At 43.6% G+C, this 19,976-nt stretch carries 13 protein-coding genes; 8 read left to right on the plus strand and 5 right to left on the minus strand.

Annotated elements, in window-relative coordinates:
• Positions 1-11: 11 nt before the first annotated feature.
• From DKT73_RS08555 to DKT73_RS08565, 3 genes are read right to left on the minus strand one after another with little or no spacing between them, the layout of a single operon-like run.
• Positions 12-2,768, minus strand: coding sequence for a PAS domain-containing protein (locus DKT73_RS08555; RefSeq protein WP_111638139.1), 2,757 nt, complete (start codon positions 2,766-2,768; stop codon positions 12-14).
• Positions 2,769-2,793: 25 nt separating this feature from the next.
• Positions 2,794-3,183 (minus strand): response regulator, encoded by a 390-nt coding sequence (locus DKT73_RS08560; protein WP_111638140.1) that lies wholly within the window; start codon positions 3,181-3,183, stop codon positions 2,794-2,796.
• A 48-nt stretch (positions 3,184-3,231) separates the two neighbouring features.
• Entirely contained in the window at positions 3,232-6,141 is a 2,910-nt protein-coding gene (locus DKT73_RS08565; protein ID WP_232827824.1) for a response regulator, read from the minus strand.
• A 317-nt stretch (positions 6,142-6,458) separates the two neighbouring features.
• Here DKT73_RS08565 and DKT73_RS08570 point away from each other — a divergent pair, with 317 nt between their 5' ends.
• Together DKT73_RS08570 and DKT73_RS08575 are read left to right on the plus strand one after the other, a co-directional pair.
• On the plus strand, positions 6,459-7,277 hold the full coding sequence (locus DKT73_RS08570; RefSeq protein WP_111638142.1) for an alpha/beta fold hydrolase: 819 nt from the start codon (positions 6,459-6,461) through the stop codon (positions 7,275-7,277).
• Positions 7,274-8,773 (plus strand): sensor histidine kinase, encoded by a 1,500-nt coding sequence (locus tag DKT73_RS08575; protein WP_111638143.1) that lies wholly within the window; start codon positions 7,274-7,276, stop codon positions 8,771-8,773. The genes DKT73_RS08570 and DKT73_RS08575 overlap by 4 nt, the downstream gene beginning before the upstream one ends.
• Before the next feature lie 49 nt (positions 8,774-8,822).
• Here DKT73_RS08575 and DKT73_RS08580 read toward each other — a convergent pair whose 3' ends face one another.
• On the minus strand, positions 8,823-9,509 hold the full coding sequence (locus DKT73_RS08580) for a 4'-phosphopantetheinyl transferase family protein (protein WP_111638144.1): 687 nt from the start codon (positions 9,507-9,509) through the stop codon (positions 8,823-8,825).
• A gap of 222 nt (positions 9,510-9,731) precedes the next feature.
• Between DKT73_RS08580 and DKT73_RS08585 the strand changes: the two genes are divergently transcribed.
• The 6 genes from DKT73_RS08585 to phnE (DKT73_RS08610) all read left to right on the plus strand — a co-directional run bounded on the left by DKT73_RS08585 (position 9,732) and on the right by phnE (DKT73_RS08610) (position 16,768).
• Positions 9,732-11,624, plus strand: coding sequence for an ATP-binding protein (locus tag DKT73_RS08585; RefSeq protein ID WP_111638145.1), 1,893 nt, complete (start codon positions 9,732-9,734; stop codon positions 11,622-11,624).
• Entirely contained in the window at positions 11,625-12,992 is a 1,368-nt protein-coding gene (locus DKT73_RS08590) for a sigma-54-dependent transcriptional regulator (protein ID WP_111638146.1), read from the plus strand.
• Between the two features lie 233 nt (positions 12,993-13,225).
• Positions 13,226-14,269: a phosphate/phosphite/phosphonate ABC transporter substrate-binding protein gene (gene phnD / locus DKT73_RS08595; RefSeq protein WP_111638147.1), complete on the plus strand. Its 1,044-nt coding sequence runs from the start codon at positions 13,226-13,228 to the stop codon at positions 14,267-14,269.
• Between the two features lie 98 nt (positions 14,270-14,367).
• Positions 14,368-15,153: a phosphonate ABC transporter ATP-binding protein gene (gene phnC / locus DKT73_RS08600; protein WP_111638148.1), complete on the plus strand. Its 786-nt coding sequence runs from the start codon at positions 14,368-14,370 to the stop codon at positions 15,151-15,153.
• Entirely contained in the window at positions 15,141-15,950 is an 810-nt protein-coding gene (gene phnE / locus DKT73_RS08605) for a phosphonate ABC transporter, permease protein PhnE (RefSeq protein WP_111638149.1), read from the plus strand. The genes phnC and phnE (DKT73_RS08605) overlap by 13 nt, the downstream gene beginning before the upstream one ends.
• 20 nt (positions 15,951-15,970) lie before the next feature.
• A complete protein-coding gene (gene phnE / locus DKT73_RS08610; RefSeq protein WP_111605611.1) occupies positions 15,971-16,768 on the plus strand; it encodes a phosphonate ABC transporter, permease protein PhnE in 798 nt (265 codons plus the stop codon).
• A gap of 78 nt (positions 16,769-16,846) precedes the next feature.
• On the opposite strand, the gene DKT73_RS08615 is transcribed toward phnE (DKT73_RS08610), so the two are convergent.
• The gene (locus tag DKT73_RS08615) at positions 16,847-19,975 is read right to left on the minus strand and encodes an efflux RND transporter permease subunit (RefSeq protein WP_111638150.1); all 3,129 of its coding nucleotides are present in this window, start codon (positions 19,973-19,975) and stop codon (positions 16,847-16,849) included.
• Position 19,976: the final 1 nt, after the last annotated feature.

The raw sequence follows: 19,976 nt of genomic DNA on the forward strand, positions 1-19,976 counted from the left end.
CATAAATAAATTTAAGACGTTACTGGTATTGGTAAATGAAGATAAAATCTCGCTCCAGACGTTTTATTTGATGTGTAGCCAATCGTCCCTCCCATTGCTTCCACTAACTCTTTACACAGCGCAAGCCCTAATCCAGTCCCGCCCTTCATTTTTGAAGTGCTTGTGTCGGCCTGAGAAAAACGCTGAAAAATACGGGAACGAAATTCTTCTGGAACACCTTCCCCCTCATCTTCTACCGAAAGCTCGATATAATCGGCTATTTTTTGAGCAGACAATGTTACCATGCCCTCATTAGGCGAGTACTTAACAGCATTGGATAATAAATTTGCTAATATTTGCATCAAGCGATGTTCGTCAATAAGAATGGAGATCTCGTCTATACATTCTGCAATATTTAAAGCGAAGCGAACGCTTTTTCCGCCCAAATACAATTGGTGATCATGTATGGATCTTTGAAGCACCGACCTAATATTCGTCTCTCTCATTTCAAACGACATTTTGCCAGCCACAAGCTTCTCAATATCCAGTAGATCACTTATTAGATGTATTAGCTGATTACAATTATTACTTGCGATATTCAGTAATTTAGCAGACTTTTCAGATAAAGATGCAAGTTCACCCGACTGCAGCAAATTCAGTGCACCTGAAATAGACGTCAATGGTGTTCTTAACTCATGACTGACCGTTGCAATAAATGCTTCTTTCATTTTCTGCAACCTCATTCTTTCCGTAATATCTTGTACCGACCCGACCATAATCAACTCAGGATTTTTCTCTTCTGGTACAAACTGTGACAATTCATGTACCCAACGAATTTCGCCATCTGAGCGAATAATACGATGCACCATATTATAGATGCCAGACTCTCTAGCTTGCTCCTGTCCCTGCTCTACTTTTTTCACGTCATCAGGGTGAATCATACTTTTAAATAAAGAAAGGCTGGGCTGAATATCCTCAGAGTTGAAACCAAGTATTTGATAGATAATGGGAGACCACCACAGCGAACCATGTTTAAGCGATATTTTCCAATACCCTATTTGCGCCTGCTCACTAGCAAGATCTAAACTTTGCTGAGCCACTTTTAATTGCTGATTAAGCTTTTCAAGGGTTAAATAATATTCTTTTGTTTGAGTGATATCTTGAATGTAACCATGCCATAGCGTGCTACCATCGGGCATTTTTTCAGGTGTCGCATTACCTGACAGCCACATAATAGATTGATCTTCTCGGTGTACTCGATACTCATCTTGCCAAACCGTTTGATGCTCACGTGACACCTCAATACTTTGGATAATCGCGTCTAGATCATCTGCATGTATTCGAGAAAATGCCGCTGAAGCATCATCAATAACATCATCTGGAGTAACACCATAGATAGATTTAATAGCGACACTAGCATAAGGAAACGCAGAGTGTCCGTTAGGCCATAACTGAAATTGATAAACCATACCGGGCAGTTGTTGAGTGAGCTTGATTAAACGCTCTTGCAATTTCTTTTCATTGCTTACGTCTAATATAAAGCCGTTAAGATAAAGCACTTGCCCAACATCGTTATATTCTGCCGCTCCTCTTTCTTCAACCCAACGAATAGAGCCATCGGCATGTATAATCCGATAATGAAGTAACCAGCTTGATTTGTCATTAAGGGCAACCTCTATGCTATGCTCAAGACGCGCTCTATCCTCAGGATGGATAACGCTACTATACGTACGCACAGCGTTACCAATAAAATCACTCGACGGGTAGCCAGACAAAGGATCAATATGACCGCTCATAAACAGCATGGTCCAACTCTCGTCCGCCTTACATCGATAGGTTATTCCCGGAATATTCGCGACTAAGGTTCTAAACTGATCTCTGCTTTCGAGTAGAGACATCTCGGCATTCATCTGCTCTGAAATATCAGCGTGGGTTCCGTACATCATCAATGGCTTACCATCTTCCGTCCATGAAACCACTTGCCCTCTATCATGGACCCAGACGTAATGGCCATTTTTATGTTTCATGCGACATTTATGGTCGTAAAAAGCACTCAAACCATTGAAATGCTCTTCGAGTAACCGACCAGATTCAGCCAAATCGTCCTGATGAGCGAAAGACAACCAAGTTTCAATCGAAATAGGTTTAAGTTCATCCAGTTGATAGCCAATGATATTGGCCCAACGCTCATTGAAAATCGTCTCCCCTGTCTGAATATTCCACTGCCAGGTGCCTATTCTGGTGCCATCAAGCACAGAGCGATACATCTGCTCACTAATGAGTAATTTATCATGGACATATTCTTGCAACCGGTCTTCTATTTCTTGCTCAACGGCTCGTGCAAACTCAAACGCAATTTCACGTTCTTCAACAGAAAGAACACGGGGTTGACGACCAAGGAAGCACAGTGTGCCTACTGCTTGTCCATCGTATTTGAGGGGAACTCCAGCGTAAAAACGAATAGATGGCTCGCCCACGACTAGGGGATTATCAGCAAAGCGCTCATCTTGCAATGTGTCTGATATCTCAAGAATATTGTCACTTAAAATAGCATGACCACAAAATGAGATGTCACGGTCTGTCTGGCAAACCGCTAACCCTTGCCGAGATTTAAACCATTGTCTATCCTCGTCAACCAGTGAAATCAGTACGATATCACTCTTTAAGCTAAACTGCGCCAAGCGCGTTAATCGATCAAAACGCGGTTCTGACGGTGTATCAAGCATTTGAATCAGATGAAGTGCTTCGAGGCGTTTAACTTCATTGTCAGGCTTACTTGGTATTTGCATAAAAGATACCTACCACCCTTGTACTTTACACACCTTGATGGCACTGGTCATAAATAGACAATAATTCATTACCTAAGTTAGCGGCATCAAAAGGCTTTTCAATCACAGCAACCGCACCCGCTTCTAAATATTGTTTCTTTTCGGATTGTTGAACACGTGCCGTCATGAAAACAACCGGAATAGATTGGCAACTTGGTATTTTTCGAATTTCTGCTAACGTTTGTAATCCATCCATACTAGGCATCATGGCATCAAGCAAAATCAAGTCAGGTTGCAATCCTTCCACCGCAGCACTTGCATCCTTACCATTGTCAAACGAGAAGAGAGTAAACCCAAAGAGATCCACCAGCGCCATTTCTACAATCACTCGAATAGACTCATCGTCCTCTACATGTAAAATTGTATTTAATTCCATTAATCCCACCATCTCTGTTTTATTCTATATCAATCCATTTTATACATTTTAGCTTGATTTAGACGTTTGAATACGCGTGTTAATTCCATTCAGTAATTCTTGGCTAGACAACCGCGATTTAAGCATCACCGCCTCTACTTTGCTCGCTTCTTGTACGGCTATATCCTCACCCGATAATATGACGACTTTAGTGGCTGGCATAGACGCTCTTATTTCAGGCAGCAGTTCCCAACCCACCCCATCTGGCAGACTAACATCTAACAAAATAACGTCAAACGGCTTTTGTTTTAACTTTATCCGCGCCTCCTCTAAGGTACGAGCCACCTCAAAGTCAAACATTTCACCCGCCATCGCTCGAATCACTTCATGCAAATCAGCATCATCTTCTACATGCAGTACACGGGAATGCCGTTCACTTTTCAACGACAGCTGATGATGCACAATATTAAGAAGACGTTGCTGATCAATAGGTTTTGCCAACCAATCAATATTAGAAACATCCCCACTAATCTCTAAACGTCCTTGCTCTACTTTGGCTGAAACTACCACTATCGGCAAATTTAACGTCTCTGAATCTTGTCGCAACTTTCTAATAACATCTAGCCCTCCTATGTCTGGTAGCATTAAATCAACACTAACCAGATCATAGCTTTGCACCTGCAAACGATTTAAAGCATCTTGGCCTGTGAGAGCAATATCGACAACATAACCCGCTTCTTTCAACATAATACGCAGTAAATTAGCGACGTCTGCATCGTCCTCTATTACCAAGATACGTTGTGTTTTCGTCGTAATTTCAGTGTTCATATGGTTTACAACTGAAACATTGTTAATAGGCTGCATCAGGGGTAGTTCAAAAAAGAAACGTGCTCCTTCCCCTTCAACAGACTCAAAATCTACATGCCCTCCCATTCGCTCAACCAACTCACGAGTAATAGCAAGACCGAGTCCTGTTCCCTCTTTTGCTCTCGTATCAGAAGAATCGGCTTGCGCAAAGCGCTGAAAAATTCGAGTTCGAAAAGCCTCGGGGATACCAGGCCCATGATCAACCACACTGACAACAACTTTATCATTGAAGGTTTCTACCTCAACAGATACACGACCATTTTCAGGTGAAAACTTAATTGCATTGGATAGCAGATTAACCAGTACTTGCATCAAACGCTGACTGTCCACTTTGATCAATGTGTCACGGGCATTGGTTGTCAGTGTCGCAGTCACTCGACGCTCAGAGCTAAACTCTTGCATGGACTCTAATGCTTGCTCAAGTAAGGGCGTTAACTCTTGCACCTGCATATCAAATTGTAGTTTACCAGCGGTAATTTTCTCGAAATCTAATAAGTCATTAATCAATAAAGCAAGCCGCTTACTATTACGATGAGCTGTTATTAGTAGCTTATTGGCTTTTTCTGGCAAGACACCAAAGCTTCCTCCTACCATTAAACCCAATGCTCCGGATATAGAAGTGAGTGGTGTTCGTAACTCATGACTCACAGTGGAAATAAACTCACTTTTCATCTGGTCAATACGTTTTCGCTCTGTAATATCCTCAGCAATACCAAGATAACCAATAATATTATGCGCTTCATCACGCATCGGCGTGACAACAAGTGAAACGGGAATATGCTCGCCATTTTTATGCACGTAAGTCCACTCCCGCGTCTCAACACCTTGAGCTTCTGCCTTCTCTGCAAATACTCTAAAACCTTCTATTGGTTTACGTAACTCTGCCGTTAACTCGGCCGCCCTTGCTTTCACCTCGCTATCAAGATGAAAAATATTCGCTTTCTGTTTATTAACCATATCCAACTTAGTGTAGCCGAGTATATTCTCAGCACCTTTATTGAAAGATGTTATTAAACCATTAGGATCGGTCGCAATAATAGAAAACTCCGAAGCCGCCTCCAGTACACTGGATAAAAAACGCTCAGTATCTCGAATAGTAGCATTGGCCGCTTTTCTCTCGTTTTCGAGGCGATTCATTGCTCGTACTAACGCTCTTACTTCGGGTCCTCCTTGCTCTTGGAGGTCGACGTCAAAGGTATTTTTTTCTACCATCTTATCGATTCGATGAGTCATTTTTTCGATCGGGCGAGTTAAACTTCGTGCCATCCACACGCCCACTAAGCTAACCAACACCATGGCACACAGTGTAATAAATAAAAAATGACGGTAAGACGCTTTAGCTGGTGCTATCGCGTCTTCATAGGGTATGGCACGTAACGCAATCCACCCTAGAGTATCTAACTTTTCGGTCGCTACTAAATACCACTTTTCGTTGTATTCAACTAACGTACCTGCCGATGCTAGGGACAAAGCGGCATCGACCATAGCATCAGTGCCCTCAGGAGGAAGTCGTTGAGGCGAAGTAAACCTTTCCTGCATAGATACAAAAAGACGATGTCGAGGATCAACCACCACACTGAAAACACTGGAGTCGTCTTTTAGTGCAACCTTTGAATCAATAAGAGGAGTGTTCGATAAATCAAGCAAACCGGCAACAAAACCTTTTATTTCGCCATCAGAAGAAAGAATAGGCTGAAGAAATGAAAGCAAGGGAAGACCCGTTACTCTGCCTAAAATAGGTTCAGAAATAATGGCTTTTTTGGTGAGAAAACTTCGCTGAAAATGCGGTCTGTCTAAGTAACTGGTTCCTAATCTATTGGGCACATAAATACTTTCCGCTATAGCAACGGCATTCGCATCAAAAGCCAATAAGCCATCGGGGAAGAGCTCTCTTGCCACAGAAGGTTTTGATAGTAAAGTTTGTAGAGATTGAGTTTTTAATAGCTCATTATTGTCATCTAAAAATCGTGTCGAAAATGCCTCTAATCCCAGTACCCGCTGCTTTAATGACAGCTCCAATTCCGATGCTAAACGCTCTATTTGTACAGACTCTCGTTCAACCACAAGTTGAGTGTAGTCATCAACAATCAATCGGTAAAAAGTGATTAACATCCCACACACTAATATACCAATAGTGAGAAGAATTAATAGTATAACTCGAACATTAAGCGACAACCGGCTCATTTTTTTCCCTATATTTTCTGAGTAATATTTTTTTCAACATTATCCTACTACTTTACAAAAACGATCTACTTATATTCATAAAAACTCCCTATTCATCATAAAAATCACACCGGATTTTTTGCTATCAAATAAAATTAAGCGTAAAATCTTTAATTGGCAACTTTATTATAACGTGTGAAATTTATTGGTACGGTTTTACGATCTGTTCTACACTATCTGTAGAACGCAGGCTATGGGAGTTCTTTATGAATGTCTTGCATCGGAACAATGTGCATGTATCAACCCACCATGTTAACAAACCCACTCTACTTTATGCCCACGGCTTTGGATGCAGTCAAGCCATGTGGAATAATGTGATACCAGCCTTTAAAGAGAAAGCCAAGCAGATTTCTTTTGATTTTGTTGGAAGTGGTCAATCAAGCATTGCTGACTACAGTTTCGAACGTTATAGAAGGTTAGAAGGATACGCTCAAGATGTTATCGAAATTTGCGACGCTCTAAAACTTGATTCCGATGTCATTTTTATTGGCCACTCAGTCAGTTGCAGCATTGGGGTGCTCGTCGCAAACGAGAGACCAAATTTATTCAAAAAAATGATTTTTTTAGGCCCTTCTCCTTGCTTCTTGAACATGCCACCAGATTACCAAGGAGGCTTTGAGCGAGCAGACCTTGAAGGATTGTTGGAATTGATGGATCAAAACTACCTTGGCTGGGCTAGTTATTTAGGGCAAGTCGTGGCGGGTTCTGACAGCGACACTAAAATAGCGGGTCAATTATCTGATAGTTTTTGCTCAACCGACCCGATCATTACCAAGCACTTTGCAAAAACCACTTTTTTCTCAGACAACCGTCACGATTATGCAAAACTCCGTGTTCCTAGCCTAATATTACAGCATAAAAGCGATGTCCTTGCGTCTATGGAAGTAGGCACGTTTTTACACCAACAACTTAAAAACAGCACATTGCGAATCCTTGACGTAGCAGGCCATGCAGCACACATGAGTCACCCTCATCTGGTGATTGATGCGATTGAAGAGTATCTTCAATCGGATTTACAGTCATGACGCAACACTCTGAACTTGACGCTCTGCCCTGCCCTCTGGTTATTACTGACCAAGAGGGTGGTATCGTGTTCATCAATGAATGCGCCGTAACGTCTTTTGAACTGACAAGCCCACATAAAATAGAGCATATTGAGCAGCTTTTTCCTTTACCAGCTAGGATCTTTTTGCAAACCCACCTCTGGCCTATGTTAAGAGCCAATGGTGTCATCAAAGAAATGTATGTAAAAATCAATCTGGCAGATGGAATCACTCTGCCGATTTTATTAAACGCCCAATCCGGACACTTTGATGAGCAGCCCTGTTATCATTGGGTTATGTTACCCGCTGCCGAACGTGCCAGCTTTGAGCAAGAATTACTTAAAGCCCGCCAACAACTACAGGAATACGCACAAGAAGCCAACTCAAACCGTCACCTTCTGCAAACAGTACTTGATGGCGCTGAAGACATCGCAATCTTAGCCGTATCAGAACACGGACTTGTTATATTCGCTAACAAGGGAGCAGAGACACTGTTTGAACAACAACTCAACAACCTAAAAGATCAACCTATCCACACCCTACTCAACCCCGTGACACCATGCGCAGAATTAGACGCATGGTACAAAACCATGTTATCAACAGACATACCATTTTCTATGGTCAATAATGCCTGCGTATTTGATACCAAAATTCATCAAAGAAACACAAAAGCAATCGACATTCATATTCAAATTAGAAAGATAGAAACGGAGTTTAGTACTAACAATATTCAATTTATCATTATCATAAGCAACATTAGCCAAAGAAAGGAATACGAAGCCCTACAAAACAATTTCATTACCACCATAACACATGAACTGAAAACACCATTAACCTCCATTCTTGGTGGGTTAAATATATTAAAATCGGGAAAAGTTGGATATCTCTCTAAAAAATCAAGATATCTCATCAACATAGCATTAGACAATAGCAATAAACTTAAAGACTTAATCAATAACATTATTGACTTCTCTGAAATAAAATCTATCTCGACCCCCATGTCCATGCAAAGCGTTTTTTTACAACCGTTATTAGAAAAGTCCATCGAAAAGCAACAAGATTACGCAAACAAAAAACAAATAATACTATTGTTGGAAGGTCCTACTGAAAATATACCTGTCTACCTCGATCCTGTACGTTTTTTAAAGGTTATGGCAACTTTAATTTCTAATGCTATAAAATTTTCAACGTCGAATACGACGGTTAAAGTGGTTTTTTTTGTGGAAAATAAATACGTATTGTTAAGAGTTGAAGATCAAGGAATAGGCGTTAGTCCAGACTTTATACCTTATTTATTTGCCCCCTTTCGCCAACAGGACAGCAAGACAGATCGCCGCTATGAAGGTACAGGGCTAAGCTTAGCGGTAAGTAAGGGCCTAATAGAAGCCATGGGAGGAGAAATATCCTTTCTACCGACGCAAAAAAACGGTTCTATTTTTCAAATAAAGCTGGCCACTAGCTTCCGTAGTCAAAAATAACGGAATATTAAGCTCTTAAAATCATACAGCACGGCTCGTTCAGAGCAATTTACAAGCGAATAATGTCAGTAACAGGCTCCCCAGATGTCCAGTCTACCAACTTGATGTCGGGTATACACAAGCTTTCCAACCAAGCAAGAGTGATCACTCCCCAGGGAAAACCAAAGCTTTTTAAACAATATAGATCACCTTGCCAAAGCAAATCGTACGATGTCCCATTCATCAAACTTGGGGCACAGTTAATTTGACTCAAATTATCAATCAAGCCGCTGCCATTGGCTTTTAGTAACGCTTCTTTTGCCGTCCAGAGCTGAAAAAAACTTTCTTGTCGATGACAACACAAATCAAGCTGCTTTCTCTCATCTGGATGACACACCATGTCAATCATAGACTCAAGATCCTCCATGTCTTTGTAACGCTCTATGTCCACACCGACAGCGCACTTATCTCTAGATTCGACAAACGCCACCGCCACAGACTCTACACTGTGACTCAGATTAAAAGCGATGTTTTCTGGTATAAAAGGCTTACCAGATGGCGTTCGATCAAAACGCCACTCTGAGGCTTTATTGTGCGGAAAATAATGACTCAAAACACGACGTTTGAATGCATGTGCAAAAGTGTATTGTTCACCTAAATGCACGAAGCGAAACGAAGCCGCGCGCTGCTTTTCTAAGACATCCAGACTATTTTCAAGGGCAAAGGCTTTTTCACTGTACGCTAAGATCAACGACATTGTTTTTCCCAAATGGCTCACTCTCCATCATCAGGATCATGATATATTTCGATTAAATGAATTACCCAGTGCTTTGACATGGGACATTTTTGTCCTCAGCATCACCCAAGAGCCACAGAAACAACACATAAAAGTTGGCATTGATTTTTCATTGTATTGACAGACTGAGTCTATCTGTACAAAAGTCTCACCCCATTATAAAAATAACAGGACACATAACAAATGGGCATTCCCACATTATTTTGGCTTCGCAATATTGGCATTGGTGGTCGGCTCTTTCTCGCCTTTGTGCTGATTTCTTCTATCACGATTGTCGCAAGCGGCTTGGCAACCAATACCTATTTGCAATTGAGCGATCGTCTTTTACTACTAAAATACCAAGACATTCCGGGCCTAGATGCCGCCGCTAGACTAAACGATAAAAGCCGTCTCATCGTCGCAACCGCGCCACTTCTGGTCACCAGTGATGCCGCCATCTCCAGAGAACAAACCATGGAGGCACTGAGTCTGGCGATTAGTGAGATGGACGCGTTAATGCGTAACCTACCCGATTATAATCGATACTTTTTGGAGCTCATCACCCAAATTCAAAACAGCCTCACCCTCTTGAACCAAAGCGTTGAGCGACGCGAAGTCATAAGACGAGAATTAGCACAATCTTCTTTGCTTATCTTCCCTTTATTTCAAGCCCTGATTCAGCAACTGGATAATCTAGAGCGAAGTGCAGAATTAGAGCAAGTGATTCATCGGCTTCATTACTTTTCCGGCTTAATGGAAAAAATCAGCAACGATGCGTCATTCAACGAATTGGATTACACCTTTTTACGGTTGGAAAAGTTAGGCGGTCAGATTGCTCAATACATGACCTTACTACCGCAGATTTCACCGGCCCTCGAACAAGATGCACTAAGCCTTTTGCAAATGAGTTCTCGCCAAGGCGAACTTTTTCTACTGAAAAACGAAGAATTGGATTTACTGTATCAGCAAAGCTTCTTGCTTGAAAACAGTCAACGACACATTCAACAATTGGCAGCTCAAATCAACCAATACACGAATTACACCAACACCAGCATTCGCGGATCACTAGAAGGCGCGATAAAATCCATCAACAGCAGCATTCGTAATATTTTACTGCTGTCACTCATCAGCCTAAGTATCGCCTGTGCGATCTCTTGGTTTTACGTCCGACGTAACGTGCTGCAACGTATTATCGAGTTACAGCAAAACATGCGCGCCATTGCCAGCTCACAGCTAGACACACAAATCCGTATCGTAGGCAACGACGAAGTCTCCAGCATGGCCAGAGATCTGCGATACTTTCAACAAACCGCTATTGAGGTTGAACGAACCAACCAAAGGCTCGCCGCTGAAATCGAAGAAAGAGTCGCCGCAGAAGCACAGTTAAAAGCGACACAAAATGAGCTGGTGCAAGCCGGAAAACTCGCCGCATTAGGCCAACTTGGTGTAGGCATTACCCATGAAATCAACCAGCCCTTAACCGCCATCGCCAGTCACCTGCATACAGCGGGACGTCACATGGAAAAAAACCAACAAGATAAGGCGCAAAACAGCCTAGATAAAATAGGCCAACTACTCACCAAAATCACGCGTATCACCAAACATCTTAAAGCGTTTGCGCGCGTAGCAGGTACAGAACTCACACCTGTCTGTCTGGCTACGGTCATAGAAGATGCCATCGAATTGATGTCTAACCAAATTGATGAACAAAACAGCACACTCCACTATCAGCCCTGCGCATCGTCGCTGCACGTATTAGCCGAACCGATTCGTCTTGAACAAGTAATGGTTAATCTTATTAGTAACGCTGTTGACGCCCTGTCTAGCGCATCGGTCAAACAATTAGGCATAGCGGTATACGAACTCGACGATAAAGTCATGGTCGAGGTGAGTGATACGGGAATAGGCATAGAAGCAGACAAAATTGAGCAAATATTCGATCCCTTTTTTACCCAAAAAGACGTAGGCCAAGGTCTCGGACTGGGTTTATCCATCAGCTATAACATAGTGCAAGACTTTGGTGGTCAAATCAAAGTGGTGTCCACACCCGAAAAAGGTAGCCGCTTTACCTTAGTATTAAACAAGGCAGAAAAATAAATGAGCAATGCAAATAAAGTTATTATTATCGACGACGATCAGGCCATTATCGAAGCATTAACCGAAATGCTTGAACTCGAAGGTTTCCAAATCAGCAGTTATTTAAGCGCCGACAAAGCCATTTCCGCCTTAAACCAGCAGACGACTGCGGTCGTTTTAAGTGATGTCAGAATGCCTAAAATGGATGGCCTAAGTCTGCTGGCACGCATTCAAACGCTGGACAGCGAGCTGCCTGTTATCCTAATGAGTGGTCATGGAGATATTCCAATGGCAATAGAAGCCATGAAGGAAGGCGCTTACGACTTTCTCGAAAAACCGCTGCAACCTGCGCAACTGATCAACCAACTGCAACGCGCAGTGGAAAAAAGACAGTTAGTATTAGAAAACCGCAAACTAAAGCAAAACATTGCCCAACAAACCGGCCTAGAATCACTGATTATTGGCGAATCGGCGGCCATCAAGAGCATTCGTCAACATATCTCCTCTCTAGCACAAGCAAATATCGATACCATTATTTACGGTGAAACGGGCTGTGGCAAAGACGTTGTCGCCCGGGCTTTGCATCAGTTTAGCCATAGAAATAAAGGTCGATTCATTGCCATCAACTGCGGCGGCATCAGTGAAAGCTTGATTGAAAGCGAGCTTTTTGGTCACGAAGCTGGTGCCTTCACAGGCGCAAATAAACGCCACATTGGCAAAATAGAAGCCGCCAACGGGGGCACCTTGTTCCTCGATGAAATTGAAACCATGCCACTGCCCGCTCAAATTAAATTATTAAGAGTGCTGCAAGAACGTACAATTGAGCGCGTCGGCAGTACCCAACCCATTCCCGTTGAACTGACTGTCATCGCCGCCAGCAAAGACAATCTTGCCCAATTGGGCGAAGAAGGCAAATTCCGTAAAGATCTATTTTATCGTCTCAATGTCGCCAGCCTCACCATTCCACCTCTCAGAGACCGTCCAGAAGACATCCTTCCCCTTTTTCATCATTACGCTCATAAGGCCGCAGAACATTTTTCTAGACCCTTGCCCTCAATCACTTCCGCCTACTTAGAACACTTAATTCAGCATCCATGGCCTGGAAATGTCCGTGAACTGAAAAATGCCGCCGATCGTTTTGTGCTTGGCATCAGCGAAACCTCTCTCGCCTCCATCAAACGCGAAGAGGATGTTAACGGCAGTTACGAAGAACGCATGGAGCAATTCGAACGTCACATAATCGAAGAAGGGCTAAGAGTCACAAACGGTCAATTAAACGAAGCCGCCGAACTATTAGACATGTCACGCAAGACCCTATATCGCAAAATGAAAAAACACCAATTAGACAAACAACACTTTAAAGCGTCCGAGGATGAAGGACAAGAATGACCCATTTCACTTTTATGATGAGACTAGAAAGTCCCAAAGCCCCCATTCTCTAGCTTAAAAAAATACACAACCACATGTTTTATATAGACTTTTCACTATTGGCATTGGCTTTGCTATGTTTTATGTGCTCACAAGTCAGTCAATCCTGTGCTCTCACAAGATTGACTCATCTCCGACAACGGAACCTCCCGACCGGTGATAACAATAAAAAATACATCTCGAGGAAAACAATAATGTCTATTAAATTACTGACTGGTTTAATGCTCTCTGGCTCACTATTGATAGGAAGCAATGTCGCTTTAGCGGATGATTGCAGCTATCGTGGCGTACTGGATGATAAGTTCTGTGACGAAAACTACGATCTCGTCGCTGACCTTCCAAAAGATTCAAGCCAATGGCGCGACCCTAGTACTTTAGTGTTTACCTACACGCCAGTAGAAGATCCTGCGGTTTACAAAGACGCATTCAGTGACTTCCAAAAATACCTCAGTGAAGTCACTGGCAAAAAAGTCGTATATTACACAGTGCACTCCAATGCGGCCGAAGTGGAAGCATTGCGTTCAGGCCGTTTACACATTGCAGGGTTCTCTACCGGTCCTACCGGTTACGCGGTTAATTTAGGCGGTCTCGTTCCCATCGCCGTAAAAGGCACAGAAGAAGCATTTCAAGGCTATAACCTAGTCACCATTGTCCGTAAAGACAGTAGCATCATGAAAATGGCCGATTTAAAAGGCAAGGTGGTTGCTCATACGTCCGCCTCATCCAATTCCGGTAATCTTGCTCCGCGTGCGATTTTTCCAGCCCTAGGACTGATACCAGACCAAGACTATGAAGTAAAATACTCCGGTAAACACGATCAGTCTGTTATGGGCGTATTATCAGGCGATTACGATGCGGCTCCGGTTGCTTCTGACGTTCTAAAACGTATGGTTGATGCCAAACGTGTTAGCGAAGAGGACTTCCGAGTTATCTACACAAGCCCACGTTTTCCAACCTCATCATTTGGCTACGCTTACGACCTCAACCCTGAGCTTGTAGAAAAAATCAAACACGCCTTTTTCACCTTCCGCTTCCCAGCAGAAATGCAAAAAACTTTTGGTGGTGCTGATCGCTTCTTCCCTATTACCTATAAAGAAGATTGGCAGGTTATCCGCGATATTGCCCACGCGTCTGGTACAGCCTATACCAAAACAGGACTTAAGCAGTTGGCAGAAGCCGATGCTGCTAAAGCCGCTGCCGACAAACGCGCTAAAGAAGCCGCCAGTAAAAGCCAATAAGCGGCCACTTTTCGCTTAATCCACTAGAAAACACATTACTACCTGCTAACAGCCTAGATCACTAGGTTGTTAGCCTTCTTCGCCTGTAGGAAACGATTATGTCTGTCACTCAAAGCTCTGCTGAGCACTCAAACTTCCTTGAAATTCGTAACTTAAAAAAAGAATACACGGCTGGTAACCCGATTTTAAAAGGCATCGATATTCACATCACAGAACCAGGGATTGTGGCCATTATCGGCCCGTCTGGGACAGGAAAGAGCACTCTATTACGCTGTATCAACCGATTAATTGATCCCACAGAAGGGAAGATTTTATTTGATAACGCCGACCTTTGCTTAGCCAAAGGCGCCCAATTACGCAAGCTGCGCCGCCAAGTCGGCATGGTGTTCCAAGAGTACAACCTTGTTGAGCGTTTAACCGTCATTGAAAACGTGCTAACAGGACGACTTGGCTATATGTCTGCTTGGCAGGCTTGGCGACGCAAGTTTAGCCAACAGGATATCAATACCGCTTTTGAGTTATTAGAAGCCGTTGGTTTAACCGAACATGCGAGTAAGCGGGCGGATAGCTTATCTGGCGGTCAACGTCAGCGTGTTGGTATTGCCAGAGCCGTGATGCAAAACCCACGCATACTGCTTGCGGATGAACCCACCTCGTCTCTTGATCCTAAAACCGCTGTCGAAATTATGGAACTGTTAGAACGTTTTTCACAAGAAAAAAACATCCCTGCTTTGGTGAATATTCACGACGTTAAACTAGCGAGTCGCTTTGCGAAACGCATGATTGGCATGAGTAACGGTGTTGTCGTTTACGACGGTCCACCAGAAGGCATCACCGACGAACACTTAAAACAAATCTATGGAGGTGAATCATGGCTGGCATAAACACGACTTGCTCACAAGCAAAGATAGACAGAGAAAATCCGTTTAAGCATAACTGGCTAGTAAGCGCACTTTGGTTATTAGTCGTCTGTTATGTGGTGTACTCCTTTAATGCAATGGACCTTAGCTGGGGCCGTATTAACGATGGCTTAGGGCACGCCAGCGACTTATTAGCACGCATGGTGCCTCCTAACTTTAGCCGTTGGTCGCTATTATTAGGCGGTCTCATAGAAAGCTTAGAAATTGCTGTTATCTCAAGTATTTGCGGCATTTTCATTTCATTATTTCTAGGGTTATTTGCCGCACGTAATTTAATGCCAAGCTGGATTAGTACGCCGGTACGCGCCTTAATTGCGCTTTGTCGTACCTTTCATCCCGTAATCATTGCTATTTTGTTCGTCAAAAGTGTTGGCTTTGGCGCCCTAGCTGGCATTCTCACCCTGGTCGTTGCGTCAATTGGCTTTATCGCCAAGCTCTTTGCTGAAGCCATTGAGGAAATTTCTCTCAAGCAAGTGGAAGCCATTCGAGCGACTGGTGCCGGTTTTACCAGCATTATTTTGTTTTCTGTAATGCCACAAGTATTCGCGCGCTTTATTGGTTTCTCAACCTATCAGCTCGACTCGAATTTACGCAACTCCACCATGGTCGGCATCGTTGGCGCTGGCGGATTAGGAGGAACTTTGTTTTCGGCCTTCCAGCGCTTTGATTACGATTTTGTGGCGGCTATTTTAATCGTCATTATCGCTCTGATTATGTTTGGCGAGTTTCTTTCCAACATCGTTCGTCACATTTTTCGCTAACCTAACTTAGGAGCTTTTTTATGAACGCTATCGATCATCATTGGCAACGCTTTACCTTAAAACAAAAACTGTCTCGCTATGCTGTTTATTTGGTGTTGGTTATGGCTTTTGTACAGTCTATTCAGTCTGTTGAGGTCATTCCTGAGTTCTTACTGGATGCACCAGAACAAATGGCGGACATGTTCTCACGCATGTGGCCAATGGATTTCGCCTACTACCCAGTAACCGTCCATGACGCCATGATTGAAACCCTCAACATTGCCACATTGGGAACCTTGATTACGTTAATTTTTGCCATTCCTTTGGCTCTTATGAATGCCAGCAACATCGTAAGCTCCACTTGGTGTCACTGGATTTCAAAGTTTTTTCTAGTGTCTTCCCGCTCAGTCAATTCCTTAGTATGGGCCCTCTTGTTTGTCTCTATCTTTGGTCCTGGGGTCATCGCTGGTGTATTAGCGATTGCTTTTCGCTCCATTGGTTTTGTTGGCAAACTGTTAGGAGAAGCACTCGAAGAAGTGAACATGGGTTCCATTGAAGCCTTAAAAGCCACCGGAGCATCCTGGCTGTCGATTTTACTAAAAGGCTATTGGCCACAAGTCTTGCCTGCCTTTTTTAGTATTGTCCTTTTTCGTTGGGACATAAATGTCCGAGAGTCTGCGGTACTTGGCTTGGTAGGAGCAGGTGGAATCGGTGTGGTACTGGATGATTCAATGAATTTATTTCAATGGGATCGAGTTGCCGTCTCGTTATTGGCGATTTTCATTATTGTAATTCTGGCAGAAATTCTCGTAGTGAATGTGCGTAAGCGTCTTATCTAAACCATCATTGTGAATCCCCGTTTAGCAATAAAAAAGGAGTCCGTGTTGGACTCCTTTTTTGTTTACACCTTCAAAAAATCAATCAATATCCTTTGACTCAACTAGACCATCAGGACGCTTAGGGAAAATCCGTCGCACCACGACAAAGAAGAGAGGCACAAAGAAAATCGCCAACACAGTGGCGGTTAATGTACCACCCACGATACCGGAACCAATCGAGATTCGACTGTTGGCACCCGCGCCAGAAGACAACGCCAATGGTAATGTCCCCACCATAAACGCCATAGACGTCATAATGATTGGGCGCAGGCGCAAGCGCGCGGCTTGAGCGGCTGCATCCCATACGTTCAACCCTCGACGGTACGCCGCTTCCGCAAACTCAACGATCAATATCGCGTTTTTCGACGACAGACCAATGGTCGTTAGCAGAGCAACTTGGAAATACACATCGTTCTCCAAACCACGTAAATGCGCCGCTGCTGCCGACCCAATAACACCAAGCGGTATCACCAGTATCACTGAGAACGGCACCGTCCAACTTTCATATAGAGCCGCAAGACACAAAAACACAACTAGGATAGAAATCGCATAGAGTATTTGAGTTTGTCCGCTTGATAAGCGCTCTTGATAAGACAAACCGCTCCAAGCGCCGGTTACACCAGTGGGCAAATCATCAGAAATACGCTGCAACTCATCCATGGCAGCACCAGAACTCACCCCATCCGCTCCCGAGCCTTGAATTTCATAGGAAGCTAATCCATTGAAACGCGTTAAACTTTTCGGTCCATAGGTCCATTCGCTCTTAGCAAAAGCTGAAAACGGCGTCATGGTGTTATCGTTACCACGTACATACCAATGCTGCAGATCTTCAGGAGAAGAACGGTACTGTGCATCGCCTTGCATATAAACGGTTTTCACTCGACCACGATCAACAAAGTCATTGACATAAGAACCCGCCCAAGCACTGCTTAAAGTGGCACTGATGTCTGACAAAGACAAACCGAGAGCAGAGGCTTTTTCTTGGTCAATATCAATATGTAACTGCGGCGCTTCAGAATCCGATCCCAAACGCACCCCTGTCAGCAAAGGACTGGTGTTGGCGTTTTGCAATAACGCATCACGCATTTCCAGCAAAGTGGCTCGGTCAGTATTGCCTGTCGCTTGTAACTGGAAAGTGAAGCCACTGCTTTGTCCTAACCCTTGAATAGAGGGCGGTATCAAGGAAAATATTCTGGCATCACGCAATCCAGCAAACGCACCGTAAGAACGGCCAACAATCGCACTGGCACTGTTTTCTGGTCCAACACGCTCACTCCAATCTTTTAGCGCAACAAACGCCATACCAGCATTTTGTCCACTGCCCATGAAGTTAAAGCCAGAAATAGTGAAAATGGCGTTTACGTTGCTTTTTTCTTTCTCCAAAAAGTAGCTTTCCACTTCTCGCATCACTTTATCAGTACGAGACATGGCAGCACCTTCAGGCAAAGACACCATCACCATCACGCGGCCTTGATCTTCCGTTGGTAAGAAACCAGATGGTAAGGTCATCATCAAACCACTTAAACCCGCCACAATAACACCGTAGCCTAACATCCAACGAACGGGTTTCTTAATAATGCTACTAACGCCGCTAAAGTACTTCCCTGTCGCGCGGTCAAAATTACGGTTAAACCATGCGCCTAAGCCTTTTTTAGCCGTTTCGTGATTGGGTTTTAAAAAGGTGGCACACAAAGCAGGCGTCAAGGTTAATGCAACCAAAACAGACAGGGTCATGGCCGCAACAATGGTGATAGAGAACTGACGATAAATCACCCCAGTAGAACCACTAAAGAAGGCCATCGGTAAAAATACCGCGGACAAGACCACCGCAATACCAATCAAGGCACTGGTAATCTCGTTCATCGATTTGATGGTTGCCTCTTTGGGAGACAGCTTCTCTTCTTCCATCACCCGCTCAACGTTCTCAACCACGACGATCGCATCGTCCACCAGCAAACCGATGGACAACACAATACCAAACATGGTGAGCGTATTAATGGAGAAACCAAATAACTCTAAAACACCAAACGTGCCTAAAAGAACAACAGGTACAGCGATCGCCGGTATTAAGGTTGCGCGCCAGTTCTGTAAAAAGATGAACATCACGATAACGACCAACAAGATCGCTTCAAACAGTGTTTTCACTACCTCTTCGATCGAGATACGAATAAAGCTCGTATTATCAACCGGATACGACAGTTTATAACCATCTGGCAAACTGCTAGATAGGCCATTTAATACATTTTTAACCGCCTCAGAAGTAGAAAGCGCATTCGCTCCAGGCGCCAACATAACCGCCATACCTGAAGCTGGGTGACCGTTCAAACGTGGAATATAACCGTAAGATTCACTGCCCAATTCCACTCTAGCCACATCACTCAAACGAACCGTGGCACCACTGTCATCGTACGCTAGAATGATATTTTTAAATTGATCCGCTGTTTGTAACTTGGACTGCGCCGTAACGGTAACGTTTAACTCCTGCCCTTTTACAACCGGATAAGCCCCAAGACTACCTGCTGCGACTTGAGTATTTTGAGCACTAATGGCTGAAGACACATCAGAAGGCATGAGTTTATAAGACGCTAACTTCAGCGGGTCTAACCATATACGCATGGCATATTCGGCACCAAACACCTGAATACTGCCAACACCGTTGACACGGGAAACAGGATCTTGAACAGTCGACACTAAAAAGTCCGATATATCATTCGCTGTGTCTCGATCTGTTTCGTCATAAATGGCCGCAACCATCAAGAAATCAGAGTTCGATTTTCTAACCGTTACACCATTTTGCTGTACTGAGTTTGGTAAATTCGACGTAATTTGCTGTATTTTGTTTTGTACTTGAACTTGGGCAATATCGGCATCAGTACCTTGCTCAAAGGTCACATTGATACTGGTACGACCATTGGAACTACTGGAGGACGAAAAATACAACAAGCCATCAAGACCCGTAAGCTGTTGCTCCAATATTTGCGTGACACTGTTCTCAACCGTTTCGGCAGAAGCACCTGAATAGGTCGCCGAAATACTAATGGTTGGTGGTGCCACGTTTGGGTATTGAGCAATCGGCAGGTTCAAAATGGACGCAAGGCCTGCCAACATGATCGCGATGGAAATAACCCATGCGAAAACCGGACGATTGATAAAAAACTTTGCAAACATA

Source organism: Marinomonas shanghaiensis (assembly GCF_003259175.1).
Taxonomy (GTDB): domain Bacteria; phylum Pseudomonadota; class Gammaproteobacteria; order Pseudomonadales; family Marinomonadaceae; genus Marinomonas; species Marinomonas shanghaiensis.

Bases quoted from the DNA above. Each gene is read 5' to 3' on its own strand.
- DKT73_RS08555 (WP_111638139.1), bottom strand. From the start codon at position 2,768: ATGCAAATACCAAGTAAGCCTGACAATGAAGTTAAACGCCTCGAAGCA.
- DKT73_RS08565 (WP_232827824.1), bottom strand. From the start codon at position 6,141: ATGTTAATCACTTTTTACCGATTGATTGTTGATGACTACACTCAACTT.
- phnE (WP_111605611.1), top strand. From the start codon at position 15,971: ATGAACGCTATCGATCATCATTGGCAACGCTTTACCTTAAAACAAAAA.
- DKT73_RS08580 (WP_111638144.1), bottom strand. From the start codon at position 9,509: ATGTCGTTGATCTTAGCGTACAGTGAAAAAGCCTTTGCCCTTGAAAAT.
- DKT73_RS08585 (WP_111638145.1), top strand. From the start codon at position 9,732: ATGGGCATTCCCACATTATTTTGGCTTCGCAATATTGGCATTGGTGGT.
- DKT73_RS08590 (WP_111638146.1), top strand. From the start codon at position 11,625: ATGAGCAATGCAAATAAAGTTATTATTATCGACGACGATCAGGCCATT.
- phnE (WP_111638149.1), top strand. From the start codon at position 15,141: ATGGCTGGCATAAACACGACTTGCTCACAAGCAAAGATAGACAGAGAA.
- DKT73_RS08560 (WP_111638140.1), bottom strand. From the start codon at position 3,183: ATGGAATTAAATACAATTTTACATGTAGAGGACGATGAGTCTATTCGA.
- phnD (WP_111638147.1), top strand. From the start codon at position 13,226: ATGTCTATTAAATTACTGACTGGTTTAATGCTCTCTGGCTCACTATTG.
- DKT73_RS08575 (WP_111638143.1), top strand. From the start codon at position 7,274: ATGACGCAACACTCTGAACTTGACGCTCTGCCCTGCCCTCTGGTTATT.
- DKT73_RS08615 (WP_111638150.1), bottom strand. From the start codon at position 19,975: ATGTTTGCAAAGTTTTTTATCAATCGTCCGGTTTTCGCATGGGTTATT.
- phnC (WP_111638148.1), top strand. From the start codon at position 14,368: ATGTCTGTCACTCAAAGCTCTGCTGAGCACTCAAACTTCCTTGAAATT.
- DKT73_RS08570 (WP_111638142.1), top strand. From the start codon at position 6,459: ATGAATGTCTTGCATCGGAACAATGTGCATGTATCAACCCACCATGTT.